The 18,602-nt window shown below is 66.9% G+C and carries 26 protein-coding genes; 1 reads left to right on the top strand and 25 read right to left on the bottom strand.

Annotated features, from left to right (window positions below; translation table 11 throughout):
- Position 1: 1 nt before the first annotated feature.
- The 24 genes from rpsH to BLR46_RS08950 form a co-directional block, all read right to left on the bottom strand.
- Entirely contained in the window at positions 2-406 is a 405-nt protein-coding gene (rpsH, locus tag BLR46_RS09065) for a 30S ribosomal protein S8 (RefSeq protein WP_093251239.1), read from the bottom strand.
- A 73-nt stretch (positions 407-479) separates the two neighbouring features.
- The gene (locus BLR46_RS09060) at positions 480-665 is read right to left on the bottom strand and encodes a type Z 30S ribosomal protein S14 (RefSeq protein ID WP_093251236.1); all 186 of its coding nucleotides are present in this window, start codon (positions 663-665) and stop codon (positions 480-482) included.
- 9 nt (positions 666-674) lie between these two features.
- On the bottom strand, positions 675-1,304 hold the full coding sequence (gene rplE / locus BLR46_RS09055) for a 50S ribosomal protein L5 (RefSeq protein WP_093251234.1): 630 nt from the start codon (positions 1,302-1,304) through the stop codon (positions 675-677).
- Positions 1,304-1,672, bottom strand: coding sequence for a 50S ribosomal protein L24 (gene rplX, locus BLR46_RS09050; protein WP_093251232.1), 369 nt, complete (start codon positions 1,670-1,672; stop codon positions 1,304-1,306). Before rplX ends, rplE begins: the two co-directional genes overlap by 1 nt.
- A 1-nt stretch (position 1,673) precedes the next feature.
- Positions 1,674-2,042 (bottom strand): 50S ribosomal protein L14, encoded by a 369-nt coding sequence (rplN, locus tag BLR46_RS09045; RefSeq protein ID WP_093251229.1) that lies wholly within the window; start codon positions 2,040-2,042, stop codon positions 1,674-1,676.
- A gap of 369 nt (positions 2,043-2,411) precedes the next feature.
- Positions 2,412-3,293: a carbohydrate ABC transporter permease gene (locus BLR46_RS09040; RefSeq protein ID WP_218118413.1), complete on the bottom strand. Its 882-nt coding sequence runs from the start codon at positions 3,291-3,293 to the stop codon at positions 2,412-2,414.
- Positions 3,290-4,642: an ABC transporter permease subunit gene (locus BLR46_RS09035; RefSeq protein ID WP_218118412.1), complete on the bottom strand. Its 1,353-nt coding sequence runs from the start codon at positions 4,640-4,642 to the stop codon at positions 3,290-3,292. The genes BLR46_RS09040 and BLR46_RS09035 overlap by 4 nt, the downstream gene beginning before the upstream one ends.
- Positions 4,643-4,662: 20 nt before the next feature.
- Entirely contained in the window at positions 4,663-6,051 is a 1,389-nt protein-coding gene (locus tag BLR46_RS09030; RefSeq protein ID WP_093251224.1) for an ABC transporter substrate-binding protein, read from the bottom strand.
- Between the two features lie 152 nt (positions 6,052-6,203).
- A complete protein-coding gene (locus tag BLR46_RS09025) occupies positions 6,204-7,085 on the bottom strand; it encodes a glycine betaine ABC transporter substrate-binding protein (RefSeq protein ID WP_218118411.1) in 882 nt (293 codons plus the stop codon).
- A 121-nt stretch (positions 7,086-7,206) separates the two neighbouring features.
- Positions 7,207-8,100 carry a glycine betaine ABC transporter substrate-binding protein gene (locus BLR46_RS09020; RefSeq protein ID WP_218118410.1) on the bottom strand — a complete coding sequence of 298 codons (894 nt, stop codon included), beginning with the start codon at positions 8,098-8,100 and terminating at the stop codon, positions 7,207-7,209.
- 20 nt (positions 8,101-8,120) lie between these two features.
- Positions 8,121-9,041, bottom strand: a complete 921-nt coding sequence (locus BLR46_RS09015; protein WP_093251219.1) for an ABC transporter permease — start codon at positions 9,039-9,041, stop codon at positions 8,121-8,123.
- Positions 9,038-10,255 (bottom strand): quaternary amine ABC transporter ATP-binding protein, encoded by a 1,218-nt coding sequence (locus BLR46_RS09010; protein WP_093251216.1) that lies wholly within the window; start codon positions 10,253-10,255, stop codon positions 9,038-9,040. The genes BLR46_RS09015 and BLR46_RS09010 overlap by 4 nt, the downstream gene beginning before the upstream one ends.
- A gap of 314 nt (positions 10,256-10,569) precedes the next feature.
- Positions 10,570-10,857, bottom strand: coding sequence for a 30S ribosomal protein S17 (gene rpsQ / locus BLR46_RS09005; RefSeq protein ID WP_093251213.1), 288 nt, complete (start codon positions 10,855-10,857; stop codon positions 10,570-10,572).
- A gap of 2 nt (positions 10,858-10,859) precedes the next feature.
- Positions 10,860-11,090 carry a 50S ribosomal protein L29 gene (rpmC, locus tag BLR46_RS09000; protein WP_093251212.1) on the bottom strand — a complete coding sequence of 77 codons (231 nt, stop codon included), beginning with the start codon at positions 11,088-11,090 and terminating at the stop codon, positions 10,860-10,862.
- Complete coding sequence (gene rplP / locus BLR46_RS08995; protein ID WP_093251210.1) at positions 11,090-11,509, bottom strand: 50S ribosomal protein L16; 420 nt, start codon at positions 11,507-11,509, stop codon at positions 11,090-11,092. Before rplP ends, rpmC begins: the two co-directional genes overlap by 1 nt.
- 2 nt (positions 11,510-11,511) lie before the next feature.
- Positions 11,512-12,321: a 30S ribosomal protein S3 gene (gene rpsC / locus BLR46_RS08990; RefSeq protein WP_093251207.1), complete on the bottom strand. Its 810-nt coding sequence runs from the start codon at positions 12,319-12,321 to the stop codon at positions 11,512-11,514.
- Positions 12,322-12,323: 2 nt separating this feature from the next.
- Positions 12,324-12,725 carry a 50S ribosomal protein L22 gene (gene rplV, locus BLR46_RS08985; RefSeq protein ID WP_093251204.1) on the bottom strand — a complete coding sequence of 134 codons (402 nt, stop codon included), beginning with the start codon at positions 12,723-12,725 and terminating at the stop codon, positions 12,324-12,326.
- Between the two features lie 25 nt (positions 12,726-12,750).
- Entirely contained in the window at positions 12,751-13,032 is a 282-nt protein-coding gene (gene rpsS / locus BLR46_RS08980; RefSeq protein ID WP_093251202.1) for a 30S ribosomal protein S19, read from the bottom strand.
- A 14-nt stretch (positions 13,033-13,046) separates the two neighbouring features.
- Positions 13,047-13,883: a 50S ribosomal protein L2 gene (rplB, locus tag BLR46_RS08975; RefSeq protein ID WP_093251200.1), complete on the bottom strand. Its 837-nt coding sequence runs from the start codon at positions 13,881-13,883 to the stop codon at positions 13,047-13,049.
- 29 nt (positions 13,884-13,912) lie between these two features.
- Positions 13,913-14,218 (bottom strand): 50S ribosomal protein L23, encoded by a 306-nt coding sequence (gene rplW, locus BLR46_RS08970; protein ID WP_176761722.1) that lies wholly within the window; start codon positions 14,216-14,218, stop codon positions 13,913-13,915.
- Positions 14,215-14,934: a 50S ribosomal protein L4 gene (gene rplD, locus BLR46_RS08965; RefSeq protein ID WP_093251198.1), complete on the bottom strand. Its 720-nt coding sequence runs from the start codon at positions 14,932-14,934 to the stop codon at positions 14,215-14,217. The genes rplW and rplD overlap by 4 nt, the downstream gene beginning before the upstream one ends.
- Positions 14,931-15,587 carry a 50S ribosomal protein L3 gene (rplC, locus tag BLR46_RS08960; RefSeq protein WP_093251197.1) on the bottom strand — a complete coding sequence of 219 codons (657 nt, stop codon included), beginning with the start codon at positions 15,585-15,587 and terminating at the stop codon, positions 14,931-14,933. The genes rplD and rplC overlap by 4 nt, the downstream gene beginning before the upstream one ends.
- A gap of 11 nt (positions 15,588-15,598) precedes the next feature.
- Positions 15,599-15,910 (bottom strand): 30S ribosomal protein S10, encoded by a 312-nt coding sequence (rpsJ, locus tag BLR46_RS08955; protein ID WP_015071250.1) that lies wholly within the window; start codon positions 15,908-15,910, stop codon positions 15,599-15,601.
- A gap of 304 nt (positions 15,911-16,214) precedes the next feature.
- Positions 16,215-16,688: a YgaP family membrane protein gene (locus BLR46_RS08950; protein ID WP_093251196.1), complete on the bottom strand. Its 474-nt coding sequence runs from the start codon at positions 16,686-16,688 to the stop codon at positions 16,215-16,217.
- A gap of 125 nt (positions 16,689-16,813) precedes the next feature.
- Between BLR46_RS08950 and BLR46_RS08945 the strand changes: the two genes are divergently transcribed.
- Entirely contained in the window at positions 16,814-17,590 is a 777-nt protein-coding gene (locus tag BLR46_RS08945; protein WP_093251195.1) for a siderophore-interacting protein, read from the top strand.
- A gap of 2 nt (positions 17,591-17,592) precedes the next feature.
- On the opposite strand, the gene BLR46_RS08940 is transcribed toward BLR46_RS08945, so the two are convergent.
- A complete protein-coding gene (locus tag BLR46_RS08940; RefSeq protein ID WP_143008258.1) occupies positions 17,593-18,537 on the bottom strand; it encodes a DUF2599 domain-containing protein in 945 nt (314 codons plus the stop codon).
- Positions 18,538-18,602 lie beyond the last annotated feature (65 nt).

The raw sequence follows: 18,602 nt of genomic DNA, 5'->3' as shown, positions 1-18,602 counted from the left end.
GTCACCACACGTAGGCGAGCACTTCGCCGCCCACGGACTTGGCCTTTGCTTCCTTGTCGGTCAGCAGCCCCTGCGACGTCGAGATGATGGCGATACCGAGACCGCCGAGCACTCGAGGAAGCTGGTTGGCCTTCGCGTACACGCGCAGACCCGGCTTGCTGATTCGACGAAGCCCTGCGATCGAACGCTCACGGGAGTCGCCGTACTTGAGGGTCAGCTTCAGCACCTTGCCGACCTGGCCCTCGGCCTCGGTCAGCTCGTAGCCAGCGATGTAGCCCTCTGCCTTCAGGATCTCAGCGATCCCTACCTTGATCTTGGACGACGGCATCGACGTCGAGTCCAAGTACGCCTGGTTGGCGTTGCGCAGACGCGTCAGCATGTCTGCGATTGGGTCAGTCATTGTCATGACTTATGCCTCTTTCTCGCGCCGGTTTCCCTGCCGGGACCTGTCGCGTAATGGTTCTTCTCGTTCTCGGGGATCACCAGGACGACTTGGTCACACCGGGCAGGTCGCCGGCGTGGGCCAGCTCGCGCAGGCAGATGCGACAGACGCCGAACTTGCGGTAGACCGAACGGGGCCGACCGCAGCGCTGGCAGCGGCTGTACTCGCGCACGCCGAACTTGGCCTTGCGGGCCTGCTTGACCTTGAGTGCTGTCTTAGCCATGCGTCAGCCTCACTTCTTCTTCTTGGAGTAGAAGGCCGGACCACGCTTGGTCTTCGCCTTCTTCGGATCGTCCTGGGCCTTGAACGGGAAGCCCAGGTGCTTGAGCAGCGCCCGACCCTCGGCGTCGTTCGTGGCGGACGTCACGAAGGTGATGTCCATGCCTCGCACGCGGTCGATCTTGTCGGGGTCGATCTCGAGGAACATGACCTGCTCGTTGAGACCGAAGGTGTAGTTGCCGTTGCCGTCGAACTGGCGGCCGTTGAGACCGCGGAAGTCACGGATGCGGGGCAGCGCCAGCGTCAGGAGACGGTCGGCGAACTCCCACATGCGGTCGCCGCGCAGCGTGACGTGCGCGCCGATCGGCTGGCCCTCGCGGAGCTTGAACTGCGCGATGGACTTGCGGGCCTTGGTGACGGAGGGCTTCTGGCCGGTGATGGCCGTGAGGTCCTTGATGGCGCCGTCGATGATCTTCGAGTCGCGGGCCGCCTCGCCGACACCCATGTTGACCACGATCTTCACGAGACCGGGGATCCGCATCGGGTTGTCGTACTGGAACTCCTCCTGCAGCGCGGGAACGATGGTCTCGCGGTACTTCTGCTTGAGGCGCGGGAGCGCACGGGTGGTGGTGGTCTCGGTCATCAGATCTCCTCCCCCGTCTTGCGGGCGATCCGCACGGAGCGCTCGGTCTTGTACTCGGAGCCGTCGGGACGACGCTTGGTGACCTCGACGCGCTTGTAGCCGACGCGGGTCACGACGTCCTTGCCGTCCACGCTCACGACGAGCTGGACGTTGGAGGCGTGGATCGGGGCCTCCGACGTGATGATGCCGCCCTCGATCTTCCGACCGTTGGGCGTCTGCTGCTCACGGCGGTGACGCTTGACGATGTTGACGCCCTGGACGAGGACCGTCTGGTCCTGCGGGTTCACGGCGATGATCTCGCCGATGGCGCCCTTGTCCTTGCCGGCGATGACCCGGACGCGGTCACCCTTCTTGACGTGGAGCGACATGTCAGATCACCTCCGGGGCGAGCGAGATGATGCGCATGAACTTCTTCTCGCGAAGTTCGCGGGCGACGGGGCCGAAGATGCGGGTACCGCGGGGCTCGCCGTCGTTCTTGAGGATGACAGCGGCATTCTCGTCGAACTTGATGTACGAGCCATCCGCGCGACGGCGCTCCTTGCGCTGGCGGACGATGACGGCCTTGACCACATCGCCCTTCTTGACGGTGCCGCCAGGGATCGCGTCCTTGACGGTGGCGACGATGGTGTCACCGAGATGTGCGTAGCGACGACCAGAGCCACCGAGCACACGGATGCAGAGGATTTCCTTCGCACCAGTGTTGTCGGCGACTTTGAGCCGCGACTCCTGCTGGATCATTGATACTCCTTGTCTCGCTGGTTCCAGGGGCCCTGGCCTTGCGAAACTAGAAACGACCCCCCTGGATTTTGCCAGGAGGCAGCCCCCAGCTCTAGGGAGTGGGCGCCGAGGATGCCGTCCGGGAAGGGTCCCCTCGAAGAGGGCACAGACCCAGGACAACTTGAACATCCTATCCGACGGGGCCAAGCTCGCGAAATCGGCCATTCGGCGCCCCTCGTCGGGCACCGGCCTCAGTCGCGCGTGCCGCCCAGCGACGACCTCTGCGGCGAGGACCCAGCATACGCGTCACCTGCCCCGGCCCTTAGGTGCGTGGGCCCGCTAGGTGCAACCTGTGCGGCCGCACAGGTTGCACCTGCCTCGACCGAAGGCCTACTTCTGCGACCCGGCCAACAGCGCCTGCACGAAGTAACGCTGGAAGGCGAAGAACACGATCAGCGGCACGATCATCGACAGGAACGCACCCGCGGACAGCACGTCGATGTTGGAGCCGAACTGACGCAGCTGGGACTGGATCGCCACGGTGAGCGGCGCCGAGTCGCCGGAGGTGAAGATCAGCGCCACCAGCATGTCGTTCCAGGTCCAGAGGAACTGGAAGATCGACAGCGACGCGATGGCCGGCAGACCCAGCGGCAGCACCAGCCGCAGGAAGATCGACCACTCGTTCGCGCCGTCCACGCGCGCAGCCTCGAGCAGTTCGCTGGGGAACTGCGAGAAGAAGTTGCGCAGGAGGAAGATCGCGAACGGGAGACCGAACGCCACGTGGAAAAGGATGACGCCCGTGATGTCGCCGAAGATTCCCAACTGGCCGAACAGCCGGGCCAACGGGATCAGCGCCACCTGGATGGGCACCGCCAGCAGGACGATGACCGCGATCAGCAGCCAGTCGCGCCCCGGGAACTCCAGGAAGGCGAAGGCGTAGGCGGCAAGCGCGGCGATCACCACGACGAGGATCGTGGTGGGCACGGCGATGACGACGGTGTTCCAGAAGGAGCCGGTGATCGTCGGGTTGGACAGCAGGTTCTCGTAGTTCTCGAGCGTCAACTGGGTGGGCTTCGTGAAGACGTTCCACCAGCCCGACGAGGCGTTGTCGCCGCTGCCCCGGAGTGACGTGAGCAGCAACCCGAAGCTGGGCACCAGCCAGAAGATCGCCACGATGGCGAGCACGATGTTGACGACCGTGTTGCCGAGACCCGACACGATTCGGCCGGCCAGTGTCTTCTTCTTTCTTACGATTGTCAGTTGTTCGGTCACGACCGTCGCTCCTCACGGAATCGGCGGATGTTGAGGATCATGGAAGGCAGCACGAGGATCAGCAGCAGGATGGCGAGCGCGGAACCGAGCCCGTAGTCGTTGCCGCCGCCGAACGACTGCGTCCACATCTCCACCGCGATCACGTTTGCCGCGGGCTTGGAGGTGCCCGGCGGGATGACGTAGACGAGGTCGAAGATCTTCAGCACGTTGATGATCAGCGTGACGAACACCACCAGCAGCACGGGCGCCAGCAGCGGCGCCGTGATGCGCGTGAAGACGCGCCACTCGTTCGCGCCGTCCATCCGGGCGGCCTCCTGCAGTGACCGGTCCATCGCCGACAGGCCCGAGGCGATCATCACCATCGCGAAGCCGGCCCATATCCAGATGTAGGAGAGGATCACCACGGCGTTGATGAACGTCGAGCTGAGCCAGCTGACGCCTTGGAAGCCTTCGCCGAAGTTGGAGGCCGGCAACGCGACGCGGTAGGGCTGGCCCGGGTCGAGGCCCTCGATGACGTAGGTGCCGTCGTCCTCGGTGGTCGCGCTCCCGGCGATCGAGCCGTCGGCGGCCACCGCGTCGACCCGGATGCCGGGGAGTCCACGCTTGCCCTCGCTGATCTCGCCGTTGGTGCCTCCGCCGCCCGGGACGACGTCCAACCAGACGGTCCCGGACAGGGCGTCCTCGCCCACGTCGGGCGCAGGTGCCGCCTGGACGGCGGACTCCGGCACGTCGTCCTGGCGGATCGCGACCAGCGGGAAGTTCTGCTGCTCTCCCGCCGCCACCTCGGACTCGGAGGCGATGATTCCGCCCTCGGCCGCGATGCCCACGTCGGGACGCGGGTTCGCTCCCGGGTAGTTGGCCGCATCGCTGAACACGCTGTCCACTGCGACGAGCGCGGCGTTGACCGTGCCGAGCTGTGGGTTCTCCTGGAACATGGACCTGAAGATGACGCCGGCGGCCAGCATGGAGATGGCCATCGGCATGAAGATGATGAGCCGGAAGGCGGCCTTCCAGCGCAGCTTCTCCAGCAGCACGGCGAAGATCAGCCCGAGGATGGTGCAGGCGGCGGGCGCGACGAGCACCCAGAGCACGTTGTTCTTGATCGCCGTGAACGTGGTGTCGTTGGTGAACATCGTCACGTAGTTCTGCCACCCGACGAACTCGTCGCCGGAGCGGTCGTAAAGCGACCGGATCGCCGTGAACACGATCGGGTACACGACCAAGGCGCCCAGCACCACGAGCGCGGGGAGCAGGAAGGAAGCAATGATCAACCACTTGCGACCCGACTGCGAGGACCGGGGTTTGTTCCCGGTCCTCGCAGGGGTGGCAGTGGCGACGGTGTCAGCCACTTCGTCGTCCTAGCGACGGATCACTGGTACGCCGAGACCGCCGCGGCCTCAAGGCGCTCCATGGTGCCCTGGATGTCGCTCGGGTTCTCGTAGAAGGTGATCATCTCCTGCCAGAAGCCCTGGCCCTGGGTGCCGCCGAACGCGGACGGGGTCAGGTCGGACATGTCGAAGCGGAAGGCCTCGGCGCCCGTGAGCGCCTCCGCGATCTGCCGCGAGATGTCGTCGGGGTAGAGGCTGGTGTCCACGCCGTTGTTCGGGGAGGTGAGCCCGCCGTTCGGCACCCAGATGCTCGCCGAGTCGGGCGAGGCCAGGTACTTCATGAAGGCGCTCGTGGCCTCGTCGTCCGTGAACTGGATCGCGACGTCGCCGCCGCCGACGACCGCGGGGGCCGAGCCGTTGATCGACGGGAAGTCGAAGAACAGCGCGTTCTCACCGACGGTGGAGTTGCCGTCGTCGGCGATGTTGCCGGCGACGAAGTCACCCTCGTAGACCGTGCCCGCCGCCGGAGCCGAGCCGAAGACCTCGGTGACCGACTCCGAGAAGGTGCGCTGGCCGCCACCCTCCTGGACGAGGTCGGTGCCCCAGAGCTGCGCGAGGACCTCGAGCGCTTCCTGCACCGACGGATCGGTCCAGGGGATCTCGTGGTTGGTCAGCTGGTCGTACATCTCCGGGCCGGCGGTCCGCAGGTAGACGTTCTCGAACCAGTCCGTGAGCGGCCAGCCCACGTCGGCCCCGATGGAGATGCCGGCGTAGCCCGCGTCACGGATCAAGCCGAGCTGCTCGAGGAAGCCCTCCCACTCCGCCGCGGCGGCCGGGTCGGCGCCCGCCTCGGACCAGATGTCGTTGTTGTACCACATCGTGGACTTGTTGGCCGCCTTGAACCAGACGCCGTAGACCTCACCGTCGACCGTGCCGAGGTCGAGCCAGGACTGTGAGTAGTTCTCGTTGACGGTCGCGAGCACGTCCTCGCTGAGCGGCAGGATGTCACCGTTGGTGGCGAGCTGCTGCATGAGGGCGGGCTGGCCCACGATCGCGACGTTGGGCGGGTTGCCGCCCTCGAGCCGACCCTGGATGAACGTGGGGCCGTTGTCGCCGAAGCTCTCGTAGTTGACGGTGGCCCCGGTGGCTTCCTCGAACCCGGCGAGCACCTCCTCGAAGTTCGCCTGCTCGGCACCGGACCATGCCGCGACGACGTTCAGCGTCTCGCCGCTGAAGTCTCCCCAGTCACCGGCCCCTTCGCCCTCGGTGCCCTCCCCCTCGGTGGTCTCCCCGCCGGTGGGCTCCGTGGTGGCCTCGGTGGCCCCCGGAGTCGCCTCCTCCTGGGCGTCGCCGTTGGAGCAGGCACCCAGAAGGGCCACGCTCACGACGGTCAGGCCAGCGACGAACGATCTGAAACCATTCTTCTTCATTGGACTCCTCCGTTGAGTGCGTCCGGTAGCAACGTCGTCGCTCCTGGGCCGGACGCTTCCAACTACCAACCTAATCACTCCGGGAGTCGCTCGGCCGGCTTTGAGGTCTCAATTGGCTAACAATTGACACCGGCGGGCTCAAGGGAGGACGCTCAGGCCTCCCCGAGGACCCCCGGGTACGTCTGGAGCCATTCCTCCACGGCGTCGAGCTCCTCGCCCTCCTCGTACTCGTTGAGGATCAGGTTCTCGAGCGAGCCGAACTGCTCCTCGTCGAGTTGGAAGCCGTCCACCCAATCGGCGATGTCCGGGTGCTCCGAGCTGAAGCCGTCCGTGGCGATGTAATGCATCCCCTCCGTCTCGCCGAAGGCGCCCTCGGGGTCCTCCAGTGGGCGGACGTCGAATTCGGTGGTCGCCCAGTAGGGGCTCCAGAGCGTGACGACCACTTCCTCCTGCGCCTGGATGGCTGATTGGAGCTCCGCCAGCATCGCGGTCGTCGACGAGGTGACCATGCGGTCCTTATCGATCCCGTAGGCGGGCAGCACGTCCTCCACCATCTGCTTGGTGAGTCCTGCTCCCGGCTCGATGCCGATGATCTGCCCGTCGAGCTCGTCCCAGTGGTCCGGGATGTCCTCGATCGACTGGAGCTCGCTGTACGAGGGAACCGCCAGGAAGTTGCCGGCTCCGTCGTAGTAGGAGCCGAGGTCCTCCAACTGGTCGCCGTAGCGGTCGACGAACTCCTTGTGGTTCCGCTCGGACCAGGCCGAGGCGTACACGTCGACATCCCCCTGCGCGACCGCGGCGAAGAGCAGCGGCGGATCGCTCAGGTCCTCGAGTTCCACCGAGTAGCCCATGCTCTCGGCCTGGTACGTCATGAGCGCCGCGGCGACGCGGGTGTCCGACCATGGCGCGATGATGCCGATGGAGATGTTCTTGTCGCCCGCTTCATCCTCCTGACCGCCGCAGGCGGAGAGTGACACGGTCATCGTTCCTGCCAACAGTGCCCCGCCAAGGGCACGGAATGCGTGGTTGGTCATGGTGTTCCTTTCGTGGGGTCGCGCGCGACGCACTGCCGCACGTGGTGGTCCCGCGGGCGTCGGGCCCGTGGAACGCACGAGGGGCAGGACTTGCGGTCCTGCCCCTCGTGGGCTTGGCTGATCAGGCTTCGGGCAGCACGTCGGGGTTCTGCTCAGTCCAGACGCGGATGGCCTCTTCCTCCTGGCCCTCCTCGAACTGGTTCACGACGGTGTCCTCGAGTGAGCCGTACTGCTCGTCGTCCAGCTTCAGCTGGCCGACCCAGTCGGCGATCTCCGGGTGTTCCTCGGAGAACCCCTTGGTGGCGAGGAAGTGCAGGGCTTCGGGCTCGCCGAGGGCACCCTTGGGGTCCTCGAGGTCGCGGACCTCGAACTCCGCGTTCGCCCAGAACGGACGCCACAAGGTCACGACGACCTCCTCCTGCGCCTCGACCTTGGACCGCAATTCCGCCAGCATGGCGGTGGTCGAGGACGTCACGAGCTCGAAGTCGTCGAGGCCGTACTGCGGGATCACGGACTCCTGCGACGCCTTCGTCAGCCCCGCACCGGGCTCGATGCCGACGATGCGGTTGTCCAGTTCCTCGGCGAACTCCGGAATGTCCTCGATCGACTGGATCTCGGAGTACTCCGGCACCGCCCAGGTGAGGATCGCGTTGTCGTAGTAGGCGCCGATCGACTCGATCCGGTCTCCGTACGTTTCCATGTAGGAGGCGTGGGTGACCTCGGGCCACGCCGACGGGTAGATGTCGATGTCGCCCTGCGCCAGCGCGGTGTACAGCGGGCCGGGGTCGGTGAGCTCTTCGGTCTCGACCTCGTAGCCCATCTCCTCCAGCTGCACCTTCAGCAGGTTGCCGACGGAGCGCCCGTCGGTCCAGGAGGGAATGAAGCCGAGGGTGATCGTCCCCTTGCCGGCCTCGTCACCCGCGCCGGACGCGCCGTCGCCGCATGCTGCGAGCGACACCGCCGCCGCGGCCGCGAGAGCGGCGATTCCGAGCTTTCGAATGTATGGGGCGTGCAATTGGTTTCCTTTCACATTGGTCACGCGGCGGTCGCCACGCCTTCCTGGTTGTCGCGGGCCTTCTTCTCGCGAGCGGACTTCCACCTGCCGAGCAGCGAGGACCGGAACTTGTCGGGAGTCCCGAGCGCGGCGGTGAAGCGGTCGAGGAAGATGGCGAGGAACACGATGGAGAGGCCCGCCTCGGCTCCTCGTGCGATGTTGATGGTGGCCAGCGCGCCGACGACTTCCTTGCCGAGCCCGTCGGAGCCGACCATGCCGGCGATAACGGCCATCGAGAGCGCAAGCATGATGACCTGGTTGATGCCGGCCATGATGGTGGGGATGGCCAAGGGCAGCTGGGTGCCGCGCAGGATCATCCAGTCCGTGGCGCCGAACGAGTGCCCGGCTTCGACGGTCTCCCGGTCAACCCCGCGGATGCCGAGTTCCGTCAGTCGCACGGCCGGGGGCATCGCGAAGATGATCGTGGAGAAGAGGCCGGGGACCGCCCCGATGCTGAAGAAGGTGATCGCGGGGATCAGGTACACCATCGCCGGCATGGTCTGCATGAGGTCGAGCACAGGCTTGACCACGGCACTCACGGTGCTACTGCGCGCTGCCCAGATGCCGAGCGGCACGGAGATCACGACAGCGGTGAGGGTGGCGATCAACACCAGTGCCAGCGTCTGCATCGACTGCGTCCACTGGCCCATGCTCATGATGAGGAGGAACGAGACGATCACCCCCACGGCGAGCTGCCAGGACCGCACCAGCCAGGCGAGCGCGGCGAACAACGCGATCATCAGGAGCGGTGGCGGCGCGAGGAGCAGCGACGTGACCGCGTCGTTGATCGAGGTGCCGGTGTCCTTGATGAAGTCGAGCACGAACCCGAGGTTCGTGTTGATCCAGTCGATGATCTCCGCGACCCAGCTGCCGACGGGGATGCGTGGTGGGAAGTCGATCATGCGTGGGCCCCTTCCAGGTCCTCGTCGGTTTCCTGTTCCACGACCGGCGTGGCGGCGGTCAACAGCGTCACGCGCGGTATGACACCCTCGACCCGGCCGTCGTCGTCGGTCACCACGAGAGGCGCGAGGTGCTTCGCCGAGTGCTCGAAGAGTTCGTTGATCGGGGTGTCACGGTGGACGACAGGCATTTCGTGGACCTTGGAGAACGGCAGGTCTTTGCGGCCCTCACGCACGGCGCGGGCGACGTCGTCCTCCCAGACCATGCCGACGGGCTTCCGGCCCCTCCCCACGACGAGCAGCCACGACGGCTGGTGCTCACGCAGGATCTTCTGGGCCATGAGGGGGCCCTGTTCCGAGCCGAGCACTTCGTAGGGCGGCTCCGCGATGCTGCCGGCAGTGAGGACCCGGGTCCGGTCCACGTCGGCGACGAAGCGGGACACGTAGTTGCTGGCGGGATCGTTGAGGATCTCCTCCGCGGTGCCGATCTGCTCGATCCGGCCGTCGCGCATCATCGCGATCCGGTCCCCGAGCCGCATGGCCTCGTTGAGGTCGTGGGTGATGAACAGCACGGTCTTCTCGAGCTTCTGCTGGAGCTCGATCAGCTGGTCCTGCATCCCCCGCCGGATCAGCGGATCCAACGCCGAGAACGCCTCGTCCATCAGCATGATGTCCGTTCCCGCGGCGAGCGCCCGCGCCAGGCCGACGCGCTGCTGCATGCCGCCCGACAGTTCGGAGGGCTTGTAGCCGCCCCATCCGCCGAGGCCCACCATCTCGAGGGCCTCTCCTGCCTTCTTCTCGCGGTCGGCGCGGTTCAGCCCCTTGATCTTCAGCGCGTAGGCGGCGTTCTCTCCGACGGTGCGGTGCGGCAACAGCGCGAAGTGCTGGAACACCATCGACACGTTGTCGCGCCGCACCTGACGGAGCCCCGCCTTCCCGAGGCCGCTCAGCGGCTTGTCGTGGATGTAGATCTCGCCGTCGGTGAGCGGCAGGAGACCGTTGACCATGCGGATCAGCGTCGACTTGCCCGAGCCCGAGAGGCCCATGACGACGAAGATCTCGCCGGGGTCGACTTCGAAGGTCGCGTCGATGACGGCGGCGGTCATGCCCTGCTGCTGAAGGTCCGCGCGGGTGGCTCCGTCGCGCAGTCGCCGAACGCCGGACTCGGGCCGCTTGCCGAAGACCTTGTAGAGGTGCGCAGCTTTGATTGCGCTCACATCACTCCTTGAGTCGAAAACCGTCTGTCCGCTCCCCGGCCGATCTGGCCGCGCAAAGCGCCCGGGGACGCCGGCGCTCGGCCGACATTGGGCTCAAATCCGATGGGACGAACCCGCAAGCCCGGGGTCTCCACCCTTCCGAGCACTTGCTTGAACGTCAAACCGAAATCCACATTCCGTGAGCTTCCTGAGACTTCTCAGAATCCAAAGGGGCTAGTGAAGCACGAGTCAGCCGACTTCCTAAGAAAACAGTAAAAACCGGCCCGCCCCTTGCGGGGACGGGCCGGTTTCGCGGTTCTGGAGGTCGGGACGCCTTACTTGGCGCGCTCGATGACCTCAACGAGACGCCAGCGCTTCTGCGCCGACAGCGGTCGGGTCTCCATGACGCGGACCCGGTCGCCGATGCCGGCCGTGTTCTCCTCGTCGTGGGCCTTCAGCTTCGTCGACTTGGTCATGACCTTGCCGTAGAGCGAGTGCTTGACCCGCTCCTCGACCATGACGACGATCGTCTTGTCCATCTTGTCGCTGACGACGACGCCCGACAGGACCTTGCGGCGGCTGCGCGCCTCGGTCCCCGGGGTCTGGGTGGTTTCTTCGCTCATGCTCACTTCTCCTGGGCGGGCTCTTCGACGATGCCGAGGTTGCGCTCCTGCAGCACGGTGTAGACGCGCGCGATGTCCTTGCGGACCTCACGCAGGCGCCCATTGGACTCCAGCTGGCCGGTGGCCGCCTGGAAACGGAGCCCGAAGAGCTCCTCCTTCAGCTCGACGACCTTCTCGTTGAGTGCCTCACGAGTCAGACCGCGCAGTTCGGCGGCGGAAAGCGTCTTGCTCATCAGAATTCACCTGCCTCACGCTTGATGAAACGAGCCTTGAACGGCAGCTTGTGGATGGCGAGGCGCATGGCCTCGCGGGCAACATCCTCCTGGACACCGGAGAGCTCGAAGAGCACCCGCCCGGGCTTGATGTTGGCGACCCACCACTCCGGCGAACCCTTGCCGGAACCCATGCGGGTCTCGGCAGGCTTCTTCGTGAGCGGACGGTCGGGGTACACGTTGATCCAGACCTTGCCGCCACGCTTGATGTGACGGGTCATGGCGATACGGGCCGCCTCGATCTGACGGTTGGTCAGGTACGAGGACTCGAGGGCCTGGATACCGTAGTCACCGAACGCGAGCTTGGTGCCGCCCTTGGCGGCGCCGCTGCGCTTGGGGTGGTGCTGCTTACGGAACTTGACTCGACGAGGAATCAGCATGCTCAGGCTCCTGCGTTCTGCGTTTCGGGAGCAGCCTCAGTCTGCTGGGCTGCTTCCGCGCGACGACGACCGCCGCGCTCCGGACGATCCCCACGGCCTTCGCCACGACCCGGGCGACGGCCCGGACGCTGGCGCCCACCGGGGGCGGCGTTGCGGGCGGCCTTCTGGGCGGCGCGCTCAGCGCGGGTGCCCGTGACGTCGCCCTTGTAGATCCAGACCTTCACACCGATGCGGCCGAAGGTCGTGCGGGCCTCGAAGAAGCCGTAGTCGATGTCGGCGCGCAGCGTGTGCAGCGGGACGCGACCCTCGCGGTAGCCCTCGGAGCGCGACATCTCCGCGCCGCCGAGACGACCCGAGCACTTGATGCGGATGCCCTTGGCGCCCGCACGCATCGCGGTCTGCTGCGCCTTGCGCATCGCGCGGCGGAACGCCACGCGGGCGCCCAGCTGCTCGGCGATGCCCTGCGCGACGAGCTGCGCATCGGTCTCGGTGTTCTTCACCTCGAGGATGTTCAGCTGCACCTGCTTCCCGGTGAGCTTCTCGAGCTCGGCGCGGACGCGCTCCGCCTCGGCGCCGTTGCGGCCGATGACGATGCCCGGACGTGCGGCGTGCAGGAAGATCGTGACGCGCTCGGAACGACGCTCGATCTCGATCGACGAGATGCCGGCGCGCTCCAGGCTCTTGGTCAGGTACTTGCGGATCTTGACGTCCTCGCCGACGTAGTCGGCGTAGTTCTTGTCAGCGAACCAACGGCTCTGGTGATCGGTGGTGATACCGAGGCGGAAACCGTTCGGGTTGATCTTCTGTCCCACGGTTAGCCCTCCTTCGATTCGCGGGGTTCGACTACGACGGTGATGTGCGACCCACGCTTGAGGATCCGGCTGGCGGAACCCTTCGCGCGGGGGCGGATCCGTCGCAGGGTGACACCCTCGTCGACGAAAGCCTTGGAGATGTACAGGTCCTCCGCGCGCAGCGCCTCGGCGGACTCGGCGTTGGCGACGGCCGAGGCCACCACCTTGTACACCGGCTCCGAAGCGGCCTGCGGGGCGAACTTCAGGGCGGTCAGGGCGTCGGAGACGTCCAGCCCGCGGACCAGGTCGACCACACGACGAACCTTCATCGGGCTCATCCGGACGTGACGCGCGACGGCGTACGAGCCAGGACGATCCCCGAGCAGGACCTCGCGGCGACGGCTGTTGCCGTTTTCGTTGCTCATTAATCAGTTCCTATTCTCGTCCGCCTCAGCGGCGACGCGACTTCTTGTCGTCCTTCACGTGCCCCTTGAAGGTGCGCGTGGGTGCGAATTCGCCCAGCTTGTGGCCGATCATGGCCTCGGTGACGAACACCGGGACATGCTTGCGGCCGTCGTGGACAGCGATGGTGTGACCCAGCATGTCCGGCACGATCATGGAGCGCCGGGACCAGGTCTTGATGACGTTTTTCGTGCCCTTTTCGTTCTGAGCGTCCACCTTCTTGATCAGGTGGTCGTCGACGAAGGGGCCCTTCTTGAGACTGCGTGGCATGATTCAGGCTCCCTTTAGCGCTTCTTGCCGGACTTGCGACGACGAACAATGAGACGATTGCTCGCCTTGTTCTTGCTGCGGGTGCGTCCCTCGGGCTTACCCCAGGGCGACACGGGGTGACGACCACCGGACGTGCGACCCTCGCCACCACCGTGCGGGTGGTCGACCGGGTTCATCACGACACCGCGGACCGTCGGGCGGATACCCTTCCAGCGGTTGCGGCCGGCCTTGCCCCAGTTGATGTTCGCCTGCTCGGCGTTGCCGACGGCGCCGATGGAGGCGCGGCAGCGGACGTCGACCATGCGCATCTCGCCCGAGGGCATGCGCAGGGTGGCGTACTTGCCCTCGCGGGCAACCAGCTGGATGGAGGCTCCGGCGGAACGACCCAGCTTGGCGCCGCCGCCGGGGCGGAGCTCCACGGCGTGCACCACGGTGCCGACGGGGATCTGGCGCAGTTCGAGGTTGTTGCCCGGCTTGATGTCGGCACCCTCACCGCTGGTGATGACGGTGCCCTGCTTCAGGTTGTTCGGCGCGATGATGTAGCGCTTCTCGCCGTCGGCGTAGTGCAGCAGCGCGATGCGGGCGGTGCGGTTCGGGTCGTACTCGATGTGAGCGACCTTCGCCGGCACGCCGTCCTTGTCGTAGCGCTTGAAGTCGATCAGGCGGTAGGCCTGCTTGTGACCGCCACCGATGTGCCGCGTGGTGATGCGACCGGTGTTGTTGCGGCCACCCGTCTTGGTCTTGGCGACCAGGAGCGACTTCTCAGGGGTGGAGCGAGTGATCTCGGCGAAGTCCGACACGCTGGAGCCGCGACGGCCGGGCGTGGTCGGCTTGTACTTGCGAATAGCCATGAAAGTTCAGTTCCTTCCTCGACGCCGTATCACTCGGTCGGGCCGAAGATGTCGATGCGGTCGCCCTCGGCGAGCGTCACGATCGCACGCTTGGTGTCGGCCTTCTTGCCGGTGCCGTAGCGGGTGCGGCGGGTCTTGCCCTGACGGTTCGCCGTGTTCACGGAGAGGACCTTGACGTCGAAGATCTCCTCGATGGCGATCTTGATCTCGGTCTTGTTCGCGTCGGGAGCGACGATGAACGTGTACTTGTTCTCGTCGAGCAGGTTGTAGCTCTTCTCGCTCACGACGGGGCGCAGGATGACGTCGCGGTGGTCGCGGATCTTCAGCCCGGTCACTTGTCCTTCTCCTCAGCGTTGTTGTCGGCGTCCTCGACGGCCGCGGCCTCGGACTCGGTCGCGACGGCCTTGACGGACTTGCCCGTCGCCGGCCCGGCGACGAACGCGGCCAGCGCGGCCTCGGTGAACACGACCTTGTCGTTGACCAGCACGTCGTAGGTGTTGAGCTGGTCGACGGCCAGGGCGTGGACGTCGGCGGCGTTGCGCAGGCTCAGCCAAGCGACGTCCTCGAAGCGATCGAGCACGACGAGCACCTTCTGCAGATCACCGAACGCGGCGAGCGCGGAGAGCGCCGACTTGGTCGACGGGGTGTCGCCGGAGACGACCTCCTTGATGACGAACACCTGACCGTCGCGCGCCCGATCGGACAGCGCGCCACGAAGAGCGGCGGCGACCATCTTCTTGGGGGTGCGCTGCGAGTAGTCGCGGGGCTGCGGGCCGTGGGCCACGCCACCGCCGGACCAAATGGGCGAACGACGCGAGCCGTGGCGGGCGCGGCCGGTGCCCTTCTGGCGCCACGGCTTGATGCCACCGCCGCGCACGTCGCCGCGGGTCTTGGTCGCGTGCGTGCCCTGGCGGGCGGCCGCAAGCTGGGCCACGACCACCTGGTGGATCAGGGGGATGTTGGTCTGGACGTCGAACAGCGCCTCGGGCAGCTCGGCGGTGCCGGCCTTCTTGCCCTGCGCGTCGAGGACGTCGACGGTCTTGTCGCTCATGCTGCGTCACCCTTCTTGGCCGCGCTGCGCACCACGACGAGCGAGCCCTTGTTGCCGGGGATCGCGCCGCGCACCAGCAGCAGGCCGCGCTCGGCGTCCACGGCGTGAACCTTGAGGTTCTGGACGGTTACCTTGTCGTTACCCATGCGGCCGGCCATACGGAGGCCCTTGAACACGCGACCGGGCGTCGAGCAGCCACCGATCGAACCGGGCGAACGGTGCTTGCGGTGCACACCGTGCGAGGCCCGGAGACCGTGGAAGCCGTGACGCTTCATGACGCCCGCGGTGCCCTTGCCCTTGGTGGTGCCGGTCACGTCGACGACCTCGCCCCCGGCGAAGACATCGGCGCTCAGCTCCTGCCCGAGGGTGAACTCGGAGGCGTTGGCGGTGCGCAGCTCCACGAGGTGCTTGCGGGGGGTGACGTCGGCCTTGGCGAAGTGCCCGGCCTCCGGCTTGGTGACCTTCTTGGCCTTGACGGCGCCGAAGCCCAGCTGGACTGCGGAGTAGCCGTCGGTCTCGGGGGTGCGAACCTGCGTCACGACGCAGGGACCCGCCTGGATGACGGTCACGGGGACGATGCGGTTGTTCTCGTCCCAAAGCTGGGTCATGCCGAGCTTGGTGCCCAGGATGCCCTTAACGATTCGTTCACTCATGCTCACAGACCTCACGGAAGCTTGATCTCGATGTCGACGCCCGCAGGAAGATCAAGGCGCATGAGCGAGTCCACCGTCTTCGGGGTGGGATCGAGGATGTCGATGAGTCGCTTGTGCGTCCGCATCTCGAAGTGCTCGCGGCTGTCCTTGTACTTGTGGGGCGAACGAATAACACAGAACACGTTCTTCTCGGTGGGCAGCGGCACGGGGCCAGCCACCTTGGCACCGGTGCGAGTCACAGTATCGACGATCTTGCGCGCCGAGCTGTCGATGACCTCGTGGTCATACGCCCGCAGCCGGATGCGGATCTTTTGTCCCGCCACAGTTGTTCCTTCTTCTCGTCCCTATTTAACTGGAGTTCCAGTGGGGTAAAACCCCTTGTCGCACCGGCCCCCGCGGACGGGGGTGTCGTGACTTTTGGCCCGGCTTGGAGCCGCCTCCCGACTATTCCGAGAGGCCATCCAAACACTGGTTCGTCCCGACCTCGACTGCAGGGGGATCAACGACGCACGCCAACACCGCCCCGCGGAGCAACCTGACTATCTTGGCACGATCCGACGCGCAGACCAAATCGAACTCCCGCCCGGGAGGCCGGGGGGACACGGCGCAACGCTGCGCGGGCCCAGTCTAGCGGTCGGAACCCTGCGCGTGCCTGCGCTCCGCCATGTCGATCGCCAATTGCGCCGAACGCTCGGAGTCCCCGCCGTCGGCGCGCAGCGGCTTGAAGTCGCCGCGCAGCACCTTGAGCGCGGTGCGCTCGACGTCGATCTCCGTCCGGGTCCGGACACCGAACCGGCGGATCAGCGGAAGGGGCGGGCACCAGCCCTGGATGGCATGCTGCAGGAGGAACGCCGGCACCACCGTCGCCAACCACAGCCACCTCCGTGAGTGGAGCCGTCCCAGGGTGACGCCGATCAGCATGAGCGTCGACGCGTTGGCCTCGAGCACCCGCTCGACGTCCCAGGTGCGGTCGAGTTCGTCGATGCGGGCCGTGATGACCTCCGCGGGCTGGTCCACCGCCGAGGCCACCCGTCGGAGACGTTCGGCGTCCAGCTTCGCGTTCAGTTCGGAGTCGGTGGCGTCGCGCACACGATCTTCCATGATTGCCCCCTGACGTCAGGACACACAGTCCACCACGGGGGTGCCGTCACGGGACACGATTCGCGACCGTCACCTTCGCAGACGTTGGGTAGCGTTGGCCGCGACGAAGCGACGAGGAGCGAACCATGTCCGAACCCACCACCGAAGGCCGCCGCGGCAAACCGCTGACGATGCTCACCGTGCTAGGGAGCCGCTGGCTGAACCCGACGATGGTGCGCGTGACGTTCAGCGCCCCCGACTTCACCCCGAACGGATTCACCGACGCGTACGTGAAGCTGCTCTTCGACGAGCGGGGCCCGATCCTCGACGACATCCCGGAGCGGCCGACGACGCGCACCTACACGGTGCGGCGCTTCGACCCCGTCACGCGGGAGCTCGACCTCGACTTCGTCGTCCACGGCGACGAGGGGCTCGCGGCCCCCTGGGCCACCGCCTGCAGCCCCGGGGACCGGGTGATCGCGCGCGGCCCGGGCGGCAAGTGGGCCCCCTCCCCCGACGCCGACTGGCACCTCTTCGTCGGGGACGAGTCGGCCATCCCCGCGATAGAGGCGGGCCTGGCCGCGTTGCCGGTCGCGGCCCGCGGACTGGCGCTGATCGAGGTGGGCGAGCACACCGTCGAACTCCAGGCGCCCGAGGGGGTCGAGGTGCGGTGGCTGGTCCGCGGCGACGCGCCCTACCGTGAGGAGCGGTTGGCTGAGGAGGTGCGGTCGCTGCCCTGGGGCGACCTGGGCGACGTGGACGTCTTCGCCCACGGCGAGCGGGGTGCGATGAAGTCGCTCCGCGCGGTCTTCCGCAAGCACGCCGTCGCCGCCGATCGCCTGTCGATCTCGGGCTATTGGGCGCTGGGCCGCAAGGAGGACGAGTTCCAGGCCGAGAAGCGCACCGACCTCGGCCGAATCTGACGCTAGCCGGACTCCGAGGCGCTGGGCGAGGGACTGCCCGGCGTTGCCGTGGGGACCGGAACGTGTTCCGCCTCCCAATTGCAGCGGTGCTCGAGGGCGCCGCGCATCCAGTCAGGGTGGTCGAGCCTGAAGGCCTCGAGATTCCAACTCTGTTTGCGGGGTGCGCCCAGGACATGGCAGTCGAACTGCTGCTTCAGCGAGTCCGGTGAGGACAGCGCGGGCTGCAGGGCGACGGCCTGGCGCCAGCCGAGCTGTTCGAACAGTTCCCGGGCACCGGGACTGCCGAGACCGCCGCCGAGGAGCGCGTGCCCGAACGGCGTCCGCGCGATGGCGTACATGGGCTGGTCGCGTTCGGCTCCCACGGTGACCTCGTCGATGACCTGGCGGCCCACCCACAGTTCGGCGGTGATCGCGCCCGCATGGCGTTCCTCCGGCGTCACCATCAGCAGGAGCGATCCGTCGCGCGCGCTGAGCGCGGAGGCCACGGGCTGGTCGTCCTCGTCGAGCACTTCGGGCTCCGGCACCGCGGCGAGGACCCCGTCCGGGAGGGTGCCGATGACTGCCACCCCGCCGTTGACGGTGACTTCTTGGGCGCCGGGCGTGAGCCGCAGTTCGAGCCTCGTCGGGATCGGGTCATCGGCGAGGGTGACGGTGATCTGGAGCGCGTCCCCGGGATGCGTGGTCACTTGGGCGCCCGCGGCGGCCTGGAGCGACGGCGGGCCGCCCGGCGTCACGGCGAGCGTCCCGAGCAACTGGACGCGGACCGAGGGCTCGGCGGTGGGCGACGGGCTGGGTGAACCGGTCGGGCTGGGCACGTCGCTGGGGGCCGCCGATGCCGAGGGGCGCTCCGTTACCGGCACCGTGGTGCCCGGAGCCGGTGCGGGTCCGGGAGTCGCCGCGCAAGCGGCGAGCGCGAGACAGGCCACCACCGCCGGCGCTGCTCGCACGTCGCACTCCTTCCGTTCGCCCTCATCCATGATCCCCCACGCGGAGGGGTCGGCGAAACCCGCCG

It is taken from the genome of Tessaracoccus oleiagri (assembly GCF_900103275.1).
GTDB classification, from domain to species: Bacteria; Actinomycetota; Actinomycetes; order Propionibacteriales; family Propionibacteriaceae; genus Arachnia; species Arachnia oleiagri.
This window is presented reverse-complemented; position numbering and strand designations above follow the sequence as displayed.

Bases quoted from the DNA above. Each gene is read 5' to 3' on its own strand.
- rpsH (WP_093251239.1), bottom strand. From the start codon at position 406: ATGACAATGACTGACCCAATCGCAGACATGCTGACGCGTCTGCGCAAC.
- BLR46_RS09060 (WP_093251236.1), bottom strand. From the start codon at position 665: ATGGCTAAGACAGCACTCAAGGTCAAGCAGGCCCGCAAGGCCAAGTTC.
- rplE (WP_093251234.1), bottom strand. From the start codon at position 1,304: ATGACCGAGACCACCACCACCCGTGCGCTCCCGCGCCTCAAGCAGAAG.
- rplX (WP_093251232.1), bottom strand. From the start codon at position 1,672: ATGTCGCTCCACGTCAAGAAGGGTGACCGCGTCCGGGTCATCGCCGGC.
- rplN (WP_093251229.1), bottom strand. From the start codon at position 2,042: ATGATCCAGCAGGAGTCGCGGCTCAAAGTCGCCGACAACACTGGTGCG.
- BLR46_RS09030 (WP_093251224.1), bottom strand. From the start codon at position 6,051: ATGAAGAAGAATGGTTTCAGATCGTTCGTCGCTGGCCTGACCGTCGTG.
- BLR46_RS09025 (WP_218118411.1), bottom strand. From the start codon at position 7,085: ATGACCAACCACGCATTCCGTGCCCTTGGCGGGGCACTGTTGGCAGGA.
- BLR46_RS09015 (WP_093251219.1), bottom strand. From the start codon at position 9,041: ATGATCGACTTCCCACCACGCATCCCCGTCGGCAGCTGGGTCGCGGAG.
- rpsQ (WP_093251213.1), bottom strand. From the start codon at position 10,857: ATGAGCGAAGAAACCACCCAGACCCCGGGGACCGAGGCGCGCAGCCGC.
- rpmC (WP_093251212.1), bottom strand. From the start codon at position 11,090: ATGAGCAAGACGCTTTCCGCCGCCGAACTGCGCGGTCTGACTCGTGAG.
- rplP (WP_093251210.1), bottom strand. From the start codon at position 11,509: ATGCTGATTCCTCGTCGAGTCAAGTTCCGTAAGCAGCACCACCCCAAG.
- rplV (WP_093251204.1), bottom strand. From the start codon at position 12,725: ATGAGCAACGAAAACGGCAACAGCCGTCGCCGCGAGGTCCTGCTCGGG.
- rpsS (WP_093251202.1), bottom strand. From the start codon at position 13,032: ATGCCACGCAGTCTCAAGAAGGGCCCCTTCGTCGACGACCACCTGATC.
- rplB (WP_093251200.1), bottom strand. From the start codon at position 13,883: ATGGCTATTCGCAAGTACAAGCCGACCACGCCCGGCCGTCGCGGCTCC.
- rplD (WP_093251198.1), bottom strand. From the start codon at position 14,934: ATGAGCGACAAGACCGTCGACGTCCTCGACGCGCAGGGCAAGAAGGCC.
- rplC (WP_093251197.1), bottom strand. From the start codon at position 15,587: ATGAGTGAACGAATCGTTAAGGGCATCCTGGGCACCAAGCTCGGCATG.
- BLR46_RS08950 (WP_093251196.1), bottom strand. From the start codon at position 16,688: ATGGAAGATCGTGTGCGCGACGCCACCGACTCCGAACTGAACGCGAAG.
- BLR46_RS08945 (WP_093251195.1), top strand. From the start codon at position 16,814: ATGTCCGAACCCACCACCGAAGGCCGCCGCGGCAAACCGCTGACGATG.